The 13,710-nt window shown below is 30.9% G+C and carries 10 protein-coding genes, 1 tRNA gene and 1 rRNA gene; all 12 read left to right on the top strand.

Annotated elements, in window-relative coordinates; genetic code table 11:
- Nucleotides 1-1,136, top strand: a 1,136-nt coding sequence (locus AACQ14_RS20300; RefSeq protein WP_339365410.1) for a toprim domain-containing protein, incomplete at its 5' end; no start/stop codon positions are given.
- 103 nt (nt 1,137-1,239) lie between these two features.
- Nucleotides 1,240-3,774 carry a DNA gyrase subunit A gene (gyrA, locus tag AACQ14_RS20305; RefSeq protein WP_339365411.1) on the top strand — a complete coding sequence of 845 codons (2,535 nt, stop codon included), beginning with the start codon at nt 1,240-1,242 and terminating at the stop codon, nt 3,772-3,774.
- A gap of 212 nt (nt 3,775-3,986) precedes the next feature.
- Nucleotides 3,987-5,333 (top strand): S-layer homology domain-containing protein, encoded by a 1,347-nt coding sequence (locus AACQ14_RS20310; RefSeq protein WP_339365412.1) that lies wholly within the window; start codon nt 3,987-3,989, stop codon nt 5,331-5,333.
- 132 nt (nt 5,334-5,465) lie between these two features.
- Nucleotides 5,466-6,308: a fumarate hydratase gene (locus AACQ14_RS20315; protein WP_339365413.1), complete on the top strand. Its 843-nt coding sequence runs from the start codon at nt 5,466-5,468 to the stop codon at nt 6,306-6,308.
- Nucleotides 6,309-6,339: 31 nt separating this feature from the next.
- Nucleotides 6,340-6,891 (top strand): Fe-S-containing hydro-lyase, encoded by a 552-nt coding sequence (locus tag AACQ14_RS20320; RefSeq protein ID WP_339365414.1) that lies wholly within the window; start codon nt 6,340-6,342, stop codon nt 6,889-6,891.
- 59 nt (nt 6,892-6,950) lie between these two features.
- Nucleotides 6,951-7,436 carry a hypothetical protein gene (locus tag AACQ14_RS20325; protein WP_339365415.1) on the top strand — a complete coding sequence of 162 codons (486 nt, stop codon included), beginning with the start codon at nt 6,951-6,953 and terminating at the stop codon, nt 7,434-7,436.
- 351 nt (nt 7,437-7,787) lie between these two features.
- A complete protein-coding gene (locus AACQ14_RS20330; RefSeq protein WP_339365416.1) occupies nt 7,788-8,921 on the top strand; it encodes a BMP family lipoprotein in 1,134 nt (377 codons plus the stop codon).
- Nucleotides 8,922-9,035: 114 nt separating this feature from the next.
- Entirely contained in the window at nt 9,036-10,526 is a 1,491-nt protein-coding gene (locus AACQ14_RS20335; RefSeq protein WP_339365419.1) for an ABC transporter ATP-binding protein, read from the top strand.
- Nucleotides 10,526-11,638, top strand: coding sequence for an ABC transporter permease (locus AACQ14_RS20340; RefSeq protein ID WP_339365417.1), 1,113 nt, complete (start codon nt 10,526-10,528; stop codon nt 11,636-11,638). Before AACQ14_RS20335 ends, AACQ14_RS20340 begins: the two co-directional genes overlap by 1 nt.
- Entirely contained in the window at nt 11,635-12,558 is a 924-nt protein-coding gene (locus tag AACQ14_RS20345; protein WP_339365418.1) for an ABC transporter permease, read from the top strand. The genes AACQ14_RS20340 and AACQ14_RS20345 overlap by 4 nt, the downstream gene beginning before the upstream one ends.
- A 438-nt stretch (nt 12,559-12,996) precedes the next feature.
- A tRNA-Ser gene (locus tag AACQ14_RS20350) sits at nt 12,997-13,087 on the top strand.
- Between the two features lie 351 nt (nt 13,088-13,438).
- Nucleotides 13,439-13,710: ribosomal RNA gene (locus tag AACQ14_RS20355) — 16S ribosomal RNA — on the top strand; the annotation flags it as partial.

Here is a 13,710-nt window from a genome sequence, read left to right on the forward strand (position 1 = left end):
TTCAACATAATGACTCATACGTAGAAAATATATTCACTTTTGTAAATAATATCAATACACCTGAAGGCGGTACTCATCTAAGTGGATTCAGGACAGCTTTTACAAAAACTCTTAATGATTATGCAAGAAAAAATAAAATACTAAAAGATAACGAGAAGAACTTATCTGGTGAAGATGTAAGAGAAGGAATAACTGCTGTTATCAGTATAAAGATTGAAGATCCACAGTTTGAAGGTCAGACAAAACAAAAATTAGGTAACAGTGAAGCTAGAGGTGCAGTTGATTCTATAGTATCAGAGCAACTTACTTACTTCTTGGAACAAAATCCAGCAGTAGCCAAGATAATATTAGAAAAAGCATTGATGGCTAGTCGTGCAAGAGATGCTGCAAGAAAGGCTAGGGATCTGACAAGAAGAAAAAGTGCTCTAGAGAGTACTAGTTTACCTGGTAAACTAGCGGATTGTTCAGATAAGGATCCAACTAAATGTGAAATATATATTGTTGAGGGAGATTCAGCTGGAGGTTCAGCAAAATCAGCTAGATCAAGACAAACTCAAGCTATTTTACCTCTAAGAGGAAAAATACTTAATGTAGAAAAAGCTAGACTTGATAAAATATTGAGTAACAAAGAAATAAGAGCCATGATAACTGCTTTTGGAACAGGTATATCAGATGATTTTGATATAGAGAAATTAAGATATCATAAGATAATTATTATGACAGATGCCGATGTTGATGGTGCTCATATTAGAACATTGCTCTTAACATTTTTCTACCGTTATATGCCTAAACTTATTGAGCAGGGAAAAGTGTATATCGCACAACCTCCTCTTTATAAAGTAACAAAAAATAAAAACTCACAATATGTTTACAATGATAGAGTTTTAGAGAAATTGTTAAATGAAATTGGTAGAGACGGTATTAACCTTCAAAGATACAAAGGATTAGGTGAAATGGACGCAGAACAATTGTGGGACACAACCATGGATCCAGATAAGAGAATACTATTAAAAGTTGAATTAGATGATGCAGCAAGTGCTGATGAAGTATTCACGACATTGATGGGTGATAAAGTTGAGCCTAGACGTGAATTTATTCAATCACATGCTAAGCATGTAAGAAATTTAGATATCTAAAACTTATACTAAAGCTAAAAATAACTCGACTAAATCACTTTTAATATGAGTTAAGTAAATAATAAATTAACATTAACATTGTTAATTTGGGAGGATTAATATAATGGATGAAAGACAAGAATACGATCAAATAATATCCGTTGATTTACAGGATGAAATGAAAAAATCATATATTGACTATGCCATGAGTGTTATTGCCTCAAGAGCACTACCAGATGTAAGAGATGGATTAAAGCCGGTTCATAGGAAAATATTATATTCAATGAGTGAACTTAATTTATCTCCTGATAAACCTTACCGTAAATCAGCAAGAATCGTTGGAGATACAATGGGTAAATATCACCCTCATGGTGATAGTTCTATCTATGATGCAATGGTTCGTATGGCACAAGATTTCTCTACTAGATATCTATTAGTAGATGGCCATGGGAACTTTGGTTCTGTTGATGGTGATAGTGCAGCTGCAATGCGTTATACAGAAGCTAGAATGAGTAAAATGTCAATGGAATTATTGGCTGATATAGGTAAAGATACTGTTGATTACAAACCTAACTTTGATGAATCATTAAAAGAACCTGAAGTCTTGCCAGCAAGATTTCCTAACTTACTAGTAAACGGAACATCTGGAATTGCAGTTGGAATGGCAACTAATATACCACCTCATAACTTAAATGAAGTAATAGATGGTGTAGTTAAAATAATTGATAACAAAACACTTGAAGATAGAGAAACTGAAATTGATGAACTTCTAGAAATAATAAAAGGACCTGATTTTCCTACTTATGGTAAAATTTTAGGGAAAAATGGTATAAAACAAGCTTACAGAACTGGTAAAGGTAAAGTTAAAGTAAGAGCAGCTGTTGATATTGAGCCAATGCCAGGAAATAAACAGAGAATAATAGTTACAGAACTACCTTATCAAGTTAATAAAGCAAGATTAATAGAAAAGATTGCTGAATTAGTTAAGTTGAAAAAAATAGAAGGTATTTCAGATCTAAGAGATGAATCAGATCGTAAAGGTATGCGTGTTGTTATTGAATTAAAACGTGATTCTAATGCTAACGTTATATTGAATCAACTATACAAACATACTCAATTACAAGATACATTCGGTATTAATATGCTTGCTCTTGTTAAGAATGAACCTAAGATACTTAACTTGAAGCAAATGCTTGAATATTATTTGGAGCATCAAAAAGAAGTAGTTACTAGAAGAACTAAATATGAATTGAAAAAAGCTGAAAATAGAGCACATATCTTAGAAGGACTATTAAAAGCCTTAGAATTTATTGATGAAGTAATTAAAATAATCAGAGCTTCCAAGAGTACAGCAGAAGCTAAGCTTAATTTAATTGATAGATTCCAGTTCAGCGAAATACAATCCCAAGCTATAGTCGATATGAGACTTAGAGCGTTAACTGGTTTGGAAAGAGAAAAGATAGAAAACGAATATAGAGAATTAATGGAAAAGATAAAAGAATTAAAAGCCATATTAGCAGATGACAAATTATTATATGCTGTTATCAAAGAAGAAATATTAATAATCAAAGAAAAATATGGTGATCCAAGAAGGACAGAAATAACTTATGATGCAGGAGAAATCTCTTTAGAGGACCTTATCAAAAAAGAACCAACAGTTATTACTATGACTCACCTTGGATATATTAAGAGAATGCCAATAAACACTTATAAAAGTCAACACAGAGGTGGAAAAGGTATTAAAGGAATGCAAACAAGAGATGAGGATTTCATACAAAACTTATTTATTACATCTACTCATCACTTTATACTATATTTTACAAATAAAGGTAAAGTATATAGATTAAAAGCATATGAAATACCTGAAGCTAGTAGAACAGCAAGAGGTACAGCTCTAGTTAATTTATTACAGTTAGATCCAGACGAACAAATAACAGCTGTAATACCTTTGAGTGAATATAGAGAAGACAGATATCTTCTTATGGCAACTAAAAAAGGTATAATTAAGAAGAGTAATATCATGGAATATGTAAATATCAGAATTAGTGGTCTACAAGCAATAATACTAAAAGAAGATGATGATTTAATTGAAGTTAAATTAACTGATAATAAACAAGACATAATACTAGGTACAAAATATGGACAATGTATCCGTTTCAGTGAAAGTGATGTAAGAGTTATTGGTAGAACATCTATGGGTGTAAGAGGTATGAATCTAAACCATGATGATGAAGTAATAGGTATGCAGTTAACATCACAGGGTACTGACCTACTGGTAGTATCTGAAAATGGATTAGGAAAACGAACTGATATTGATGAATTTACTACACAAAGACGTGGTGGTAAAGGAGTTAAATTCTATAAAATAACTGAAAAAACAGGTAATGTAATAGGAATAAAAGCGGTTAATGAAGATAATGAACTTATGATAATAACTACAGAAGGTATAGTTATTAGAATAAGAGTCAGTGATATATCCAGATTTGGTCGTGTTACTTCAGGGGTTAGACTAATGAACTTAGATGATGATATAGTTGTAGCAGGTATTGCAAGAATAAAAGAAGAAGTAACCCATGAAGAAGAAATTGAAGAAATAGAAGAAATAGAAGAAACAGACGAAGAATTACAGGAAGAAAAAGAAGAAGAAAATAAACAATAATATAAGAATAACAAAAAGAGGTTACATAAAGTTCAATAAGACTTTATGTAGCCTTTTTCTTTTGAATTATTGTTGATAAAAGCCTGATTATTGACTTCAAGTTGTAATATACATGTAACAGTATATCTAAGTATATCTGTTATAATAGTATAAGAGGACTAGTTAACTATTAACATATAACTAAATGCTTTGTTTATCTTGGAGGTGAAGAAGTGATAATAAAGAATATAAAAAAAGTATTATATTTAATTATAGCTGTGAGTATCATCTGTAATATAAAAATCTATGCTTCTGAAGATAAACCAGACGAAGCTATTCAATATATAAATGAGATAAGAGAAAAAGTATCAGTCAGATCTATAGAGAATAGTAAACAGTTGGAATCATCTGCTGCTAATCATAGTAAATATATGTCTGTAAACAATAATTTCTCCCTTATTGAGGAAAGTGGAAACAAATATTATAGAGGAAGATATAGCTGGGATAGAGCATCCTATTACTCATACTTCAATCCTTATATAACGGAATTTATAAATAATAATTTGGATAGCTACAAAAATGGGGTTGTAGATTTAATTAATAATCCATATTCCAGAATATCATTTTTAGACCCGTTATATCAACATATAGGTATGGGTTCATATAAAGATATGTACACATATGACCTTGGAGGAAAATCTAGGGACTTGACAGTAAAAAATAAAAAAATTGTAATATACCCTTATGACAATATGGAAAATGTACCTATAACTTGGGAAAATAATTATAAAATAAATCCCTATAGAGATTTGGATATAGAATCTAGCAATGTGGGCTTGCCCATTACACTAAGTTACTATTCGGATAAAAATAAAATAAGAAGAATATACAACAATGATATAAAACTGGAGAATGAAGATAAAGGAATTGAAGTTAAAACCAAAATAATATTACCACAGGATGATAAATACATTGATAACAGTTTAATAATATTGCCTCTAAAAAAATTAGAATATAATACTAATTACCAAGTTTCAATTAATGTAGATTTCATTTTCCAAAACAGTACAATACCCAGTGAAAAAAAATCTAAGTATATCGTAAATTTTAAGACTGGATCAAAAGATAACCCCTTAGATAGAGCAAAGTTCACTGAATATCTTGTAAAAGCGTTGGAAATTGATATATTAGAACCAAAAGAAGTATTCAAAGACATAGATATAAAATCAAATGACGCCAAATATATTTACACAGCCTATAAAAATAATCTAGTAAGTGGTTTTGGGGATGATACATTTCGTCCTAATGAAAATATAACAAAAGAACAAGTATATACTTTATTGATTAGAGCTTATGAAAAAGAAAATGGCGAAATTAAATTAAAAGAATATAAATCATACAGTTATAGCTATCATAGTGTCAGCAACTGGGCAGTAAATTATATAAAAAAAGCGGAAGAGATCGGGTTGCTAAGTAGAGTAAGAAGTAATGAATTAAAAGGAGTAATAACAGAATCCGAATATAAAAGAATAATAAATCTATATCAAGAAATGTATAATGTAGAAAAGGATATTAACTAAGATTAATATCCTTTTTCTGACTTACTTGCGCTTTTTCTTGACGAATAAGTTTTAATTGATTAAGATAGAAAGAGGTATATATAAGTTAAATTTATATATTAACATAAACTTTTTTTGTAAGGAGGAATTTCTATGAGGGAAATATCAGTTAATCTTATAACAAAAGAGATTAAAGAAATGTGTATAGAAGCTAACTGTTATGTAAGTAAAGACATATTAGATACTATAAAAGAATATAAAAACAAAGAAGAATCACCAATTGGAAAAGACATATTAGAACAAATACAACAAAATGCAGAAATAGCTAAAAACAAGATGATGCCTATGTGTCAGGATACAGGAATGGCAGTAATATTTTGTGAAATAGGGCAAGATGTACATATAACAGGTGCATCTATAACCGATGCAATCAATGAAGGGGTAAGACAGGGATACGAAGAAGGTTATCTAAGGAAATCTGTTGTAAAAGACCCTTTCTTCAGAGAAAACACAAAAGACAATACTCCTGCAATAATTCATTATGATATTGTTGATGGCGATAAAATAAAAATAACAGTTGCCCCCAAAGGATTCGGTAGTGAGAATATGAGTAAAATTGCCATGTTAAAACCGGCTGATGGAATAGAAGGCGCAAAAAAAGCTATATTGAACATAGTAGAACAAGCTGGTGGTAATGCATGTCCACCTATGATAGTAGGAGTTGGTATAGGAGGCACATTCGAAAAAGCAGCTTTTCTAGCAAAAAAAGCTTTACTAAGACCAGTGGGCAATAACTCATCAAAAGAATATATTAAAGATATGGAAGAAGAATTATTAGATAAAATTAATAAACTAGGAATTGGACCAGGAGGATTAGGTGGAAGGACAACAGCACTGGCTGTAAACATTGAAACTTATCCAACACATATAGCTGGATTACCAGTCGCTGTTAATATTAGTTGTCATGCTACTAGACATAGCACACGAATTATTTAATCAGTCTATAAGATTGTGGGAGGTATAGAATATGACTGTAGAAATAAGTACTCCTCTAACAGAGGAAAAAGTTAAAGCTCTCAAGGCTGGAGATAAAGTGTTACTATCAGGTGTATTATATACATCTAGGGATGCAGCCCATAAGAGAATGGTTGAACAAGTAGAAAAAGGTGGAAAACTACCTTTTGATGTTAATGATAGTGTTATATATTATGTAGGACCATCACCAGCAAAAGAAGGTGAAATAATTGGTTCAGCAGGACCAACTACAAGTTATAGAATGGACCCATATGCACCTTACTTATTGGATAGAGGCCTAAGAGGTATGATAGGAAAAGGTGATAGGAGCAAAGATGTAGTTGATAGCATGATAAAGAATAAAGCAGTATATTTTGCAGCAGTTGGTGGAGCAGCAGCTCTTTTAGCCGATAAAATCAAAAAAGTTGAAGTAATAGCTTATGATGACCTAGGAACAGAAGCAGTAAGGAGAATGGAAGTAAAAGATTTACCTGTAGTAGTTGTCATTGACAGTGAAGGAAACAATCTATACGAAACAGAAAAGAATAAATACAAAATTATATAGATAAAGGTTATACAAATATCCTATTAAAATATAATAAATAAGAGTTAGGGGATGTAACTATGCATCAAGAAATAACAAAAAGAGAAAAAATATCACCATTAAAAATGCTTGTTTTTATAATAATAGGTGCAATACTATTAATACTTTTTAATTTCTTAGGAAACACATTAAAGCTTAATACAAGTATCATCGATGGTTTGACATTAATAATAGCAACAATATTATCTTATATCATTATAAAAAAATATATAACTTCTTACAAATACATGCTGATTGAAAATGACTTAATTATACAAGAAATAACAGGTTCAAAAGAAAAAATATTAGTGAATATAAACACTAATCAAATAAAGAAAATTAAACCTATTACCAGCAGGGATTATGCTAATGATAAAAAACAGAAGTATAATAAAAAGAAGAAGTTAAATAAAAATCTTAAGAACTTAGATATATATTATTGCATATATGAAGAGGATGATAAATTAAATTTATTTGAGATTCAACCTTCAGAAGAACTTATTAACTTATTAAATATTACTAAATAAAGTTTTAATTGGAAGATACTTTACAAAATTAATTATAATTGAAGAATACATTGCTTATATAAATAATATATCAATAACATTTATGTATTGATATATTATTTTTTTGTATTTTTTACAATAATAATAATTATTTGGTTAAAAATTATGACAAAACTCCCATCATATGGTAATATAAGTATAAGATTATTACAAAAAAAATAAGTTTTTTTATTATGAGTTGGATGATTTGTTAATATTAGATTAATATTCAATTTATAAAGGTAAAATACCAAGCTTAAAAGCTGGTGAAAAACAATATTTTTTCTGTAATAATTTAATATTTTTATGTAGATATGGGAGGATTGTTATAAGATGAAAAAAGTATTATCAATTATTGTTACGCTGACTATGGTGTTCACTCTACTTCTAACTGGCTGTGGAGAGAAAAAAGAAGAAGACACAATAGGTCAAGGAAATGAAGTAACTGATGATCAAGAATCTGATGCAGACTCACAAGAAGACATAAATAATACAGAAGAAGAAGACTCAAAAGAACAAGAAGAAGAAACATGTGATTTAAAAATAAGTATGGTAACTGATACAGGTGGAATTAATGACCAATCATTTAATCAATCTGCATGGGAAGGATTAGAAAAAGCTCAAAATGACTTAGGTATAACTGCAGAATATATGGAATCGACTCAAGAATCTGACTATGATCCTAACCTAGAAACATTATATGACCAAGGTAATGATTTAATATGGGGTATTGGATATCTAATGGCAGATGCTGTATACAAGGCAGCTGAAACTAATCCAGACAGAAAATATGCGATTATAGATAATGCATATGAAGAACCATTAGATAATCTATTAGGTGTTACATTCAGTGAACATGAACCATCTTTCTTAGTTGGATACATAGCTGGTAAAATGACAAAAACAAATAATGTAGGTTTTGTAGGTGGTATGGAATTTGATGTTATCTGGAGATTTGAGAGTGGATATAGAGCTGGAGTAAAAACAGCTAATCCAGATGCTAAGATACAAATTCAATATGCCAATGACTTTGGTGATACAGCAAAAGGAAAAGCAATAGCTAATAGTATGTATCAAAACGGAGCCGATATAATATTCCATGCTGCTGGATTTACTGGTACTGGAGTTATTGAATCAGCTGTTGAAAATGAAAAATATGTTATTGGTGTAGACCAAGATCAAAGAGCAAAACTAGGAAAAGAAGCAATTATCACATCAGCAGTTAAAAGAGTTGACCAAGCAATATACATGGTTGCAGAAGATCTTAAAAATGGTAAATTTGAAGGTGGAACTAATAAAAACTATGGATTAAGCGATGGAGCAGTAGGAATAGCGCCAACATCATCAGAAGCTGTACCAGAAGATATACTAAAAGAAGTTGAACAATTAGAGGAAGATATAAAAGCAGGTAAGATAGTTGTTCCTAAGACAAGAGAAGAATATGATGAATTATACGGTGATAAATAGTTATTAGACTCCTAAACAGCTCAGGCATATTGTCTGAGCTGTGATTTTAGCCAACTAAATAGAGAAAGGATAGATACTTTGCATAATATAGATTATAAAACCAGAGTAATTGAAATGAAAAGTATTACTAAAAAATTTGGTCATCTAACTGCTAATGATAATATCAATCTTACAGTATATAGAGGAGAAGTTCATGCACTATTAGGAGAAAATGGAGCAGGTAAATCTACTCTAATGAATCAATTATATGGAATGATAGAGCCAACAAGTGGTGAAATATATATTAATGGTAATAAAGTTAATGTAAATAATCCTAATGTAGCAATAGCTAATGGAATAGGTATGGTGCATCAACATTTTATGCTAGTTGAACCTTTTACAGTAGTAGAGAATATTATTCTTGGCAGTGAGATAACTAAATATGGTGTGTTAGATATGAAAAAAGCCAAAGAAGAGATTGTTGAATTATCTGAAAAATATAGTTTATATGTAAATCCTGATGACAAAATTGAAGATATAACCGTAGGTATGCAGCAAAGAGTGGAAATACTAAAAGCTCTCTATAGAGGAGCTGATATATTAATATTGGACGAACCTACAAGCGTGCTTACACCACAAGAGATCAAAGAGTTAGTTATAATAATTGATAACTTAACTAAAGAAGGTAAATCAGTAATAATAATAACTCATAAGTTAAAGGAGATAAAACAGGTAGCTGACAATTGTACAATAATCAGAAGAGGAAAACGAATTGATACAGTTAAAGTAGATGAAGTAACAGAAGAAGATTTAGCAGCTAAAATGGTAGGTAGGGAAGTAACATTCAAAGTACCAAAAGAGGATAGAGAAACAACAGATACAGTATTGTCTATTGATAACATTACAGTAAAAAACAATAGGGGTCTAGTAGCTGTTGATGGTTTATCTCTAGAAGTCAAGAGAGGAGAAATTGTTGGAATAGCTGGTGTAGATGGTAATGGACAAAGTGAATTAGTTGAAGCTATAACAGGTCTTAGAAAGATTGAAAAAGGACATGTTAAAATAAATGGAAAAGACATTACCAACATGACACCTAGAAAAATAATTGATAATAAAGTATCAACAATACCAGAAAATAGGCAAAAAGTTGGATTAGTTCTTGATTTTAGTATCTATGAAAATATGATACTGGAAAATTATCATAAAGAACCATTTTCTAAAAAAGGTATCTTACAAAAAGATAAGATCATTGATAATGCTAAAAATCTAATTGAACAATTTGACATAAGACCAACTGATGAAACTGTGTTAGCTAAATCATTGTCTGGTGGAAATCAGCAAAAAGTTATTATAGCTAGAGAGATCATGAATAATCCTGACCTTTTGATTGCTACACAACCAACAAGAGGTCTTGACGTAGGAGCTATAGAATATGTACATAAAGAATTGGTAAAGCAAAGAGATAGGAATAAGGCTGTATTATTAGTTTCATTAGAGCTTGATGAGGTAATGAATGTATCGGATCGTATTGCAGTCATATATGAAGGAAAAATCAATTATGTAGTAGATGCAAAAGAAGCAACGGAAGCAAAATTAGGATTAGAAATGGCAGGGGGCAAAAAATAATGGAGAAGAAAAAACTATTAAAATCAACTACCAAGATGACGCTCTTGTCAATATTGTTTGGATTTATAATAACAGCTATTATATTACTTATTGCCAGGTATAATCCACTTCAGATATATGGCGTCATAGCAAAAGGGGTTTTCAGCAAACCTAAGTACATTGCATATACGATAATCAAATCTACTCCATTAATACTAACAGGTGTATCTATAGCATTTGCCTTAAAAACAGGATTATTAAATATTGGAGCAGAAGGACAATTTATAGTAGGAACAATAGTAGCTTCAATGGCAGGATATTTTTTCAACCTACCTCCAGTAATTCACCCTATAGTAGTTATGATTGTAGCAATTATATTTGGAGGGTTGTGGGGAGCTTTAATTGGAGCTTTAAAAGCAAAATTTGGTATACATGAGGTAATATCATCTATCATGTTGAACTGGATTGCTTTATATGCTCATAATGCTGTTATTAATATACCTGCATTCTTTGAACGTACCAATAAAGCTCATACTATTAAAGATAGTGCCAGTATTGTGTTTTTAGAAGGATTCAAAAACTCTGAATCGGGAAAAGAGTGGTTAATAGACCATCCTGGAATAAGAGATATTCTAAAATCTCCTGTCAATTATGGAATCATAATAGCTATATTAGTTGCAATATTAATCTGGTTCATATTAAATAAAACAACGCTAGGTTTCAGATTAAGAGCTGTTGGGTACAATAAATTTGCTGCTGAATATGGGGGAATAAATGTAAAGAGAAATATTGTTACTTCCATGTTCATATCAGGTTCTGTTAGTGGACTAGCTGGTGCTCTAATGATACTTGGTGTATCAAAAGGTATAACCACCCTATCTGCAATGGAAGGATACGGTTTAGACGGAATAGGAGTCGCTTTAATAGCAGGTAATTCACCAATAGCATGTATTTTCTCAGGATTATTCTTTGGGGCGTTAAAATATGGAGGTTCAAAAATACAGGCCAGACCTATTGAAGCTCCAAAAGAGATAATTAATATAATGATTGGTACAATTATATTTTTTATAGCAATTCCTAGAATCGTTAAGGTATTAAAACGTCTAACAGATAGAAAAGGGGTGACTAGATGAATAGTATAGGGTTTATATTAGGAACTACATTAATGTATTCTACACCTTTGATATATACTTCATTAGGAGGCGTTATATCAGAAAGATCTGGAGTTTTTAACATTGGATTAGAAGGTATGATGACTATGGGAGCCTTTATAGGGGCTACTGTAGGTTATTATTCAGGAATTTGGTGGCTTGGACTAATATGTGCGGGAATAGGTGCAGGTCTATTAGCATTATTACACGCAATAGCATCTGTTACCCTTGGTGCTGAACAAGTTGTCTCTGGGATTGCTATTAACTTTTTAGGACCAGGATTATCATTGTTCCTATGCAGAAAATTCTTTGATGGAAAATTTATGACAAAAAGTATTCCTCTAGAAAATAAAATACCCAAATTATTTAAGGGAGTATTTCCTGAGTATTCATTTTTAGATAATATATTCGATCAAGAAATAACAGTTTACTTAGCATTTCTATTTGCAATAATTATGTGGTTTATATTATATAAGACTAAGGTTGGTCTTAGGGTTAGAGCAGTTGGAGACCATCCAGAAGCTGCAGATACATTAGGAATTAGTGTACATAAGACTAGATATATATGTGTAATATTATCTGGAGTATTATCAGGGTTTGGCGGCGCTTCCATGAGCCTGGCAGTAGCATCTAATTTCTTTCCAACTTTAATATCTGGACAAGGATTTATTGCCTTGGCTGCGATGATATTTGGAAATTGGAAACCACAAGGTGCATTAGGAGCATGTTTAGTATTTGGTGGAGCTCAAGCATTGGTTGTCTTCTTAGGTGGAAAGAATATACCTATACCTATAGATGTATTATCAATGATTCCATATGTGTTGACAATAGTAATACTTATGGGATTTATAGGCAAATCTGTTCCGCCAGCAGCTGATGGAGAACCATATATAAAAGAATAAGTATGAATCCTAAAAGCAAATATATTTAGTTTCTGTATTATTATTACTTGATTATAAATTTTTGATTAATTATAAATAATGTATAATAAATAAATTTTATAAAAGATTATACAAGATATAGTAACCATCAAGCTTTAATTACTATATCTTGTATATAAAGGTATAAATAACTAGATTAATAGCAATTAATAATCCTTAATAAATAAATCTTATAAGAGAAAAAGTATAGTACATTTAATAGGGATAAATATACCTAAAAGGCATATATATGCGCTAAGTAATATCATAATGGAGTATTTTCAATATAATATATATGTATAAAATATAATAATTAATAAAAAATATAAAAAACGTATTGACATTATAGGTATCCTCTAGTATAATAACTTTTGCGCTACTCGTTAGGGCATAATTAAATATTTTATATAATTCAGTTGTGGAGAAGTACTCAAGTGGCTGAAGAGGTGCCCCTGCTAAGGGTATAGGTCGTTCACGCGGCGCGAGGGTTCAAATCCCTCCTTCTCCGCCATTACAAATTATGTAAAATAAATAATTAAAAAAAATAAAAAAACTTGTTGACAAATGTTGAAATGCATGATAAGATATATTTCGTTGTCTCGCAAAAAAACAACAGCAAACAACAACAGAGAACCTTGAAAACTGAACAGTGAAACAACCAAAAACTTAGTAATAAGTTTTACCCAAGAAAATTCCTTAGTAAATTAATGGATAAGACGATAGTCTATAAAATATAAGCCAGAGCAATCTGGTCAAGATTAAAACTTATACGATGTTTTAAGTTAAGAATAACTAACCTTTGATAATTAAGACAATTTAATCTTAAAATCAAAGCTAAGAAATTCTAACCTTAAAAAATCTTTAACATGAGAGTTTGATCCTGGCTCAGGATGAACGCTGGCGGCGTGCTTAACACATGCAAGTCGAGCGAGAAGCTACCTATTGAACCTTCGGGTGATTTAGATAGTGGAAAGCGGCGGACGGGTGAGTAACGCGTGGGTAACCTGCCCTATGCAGGGGGATAACACATTGAAAAGTGTGCTAATACCGCATAAGACCACAGAGTCGCATGACTTAGTGGTAAAAACTCCGGTAGCATAGGATGGACCCGCGTCTGATTAGCTAGTAGGTAAG

Origin of the sequence: Vallitalea maricola, assembly GCF_036985595.1 — a bacterium.
GTDB classification, from domain to species: domain Bacteria; phylum Bacillota; class Clostridia; order Lachnospirales; family Vallitaleaceae; genus Vallitalea; species Vallitalea maricola.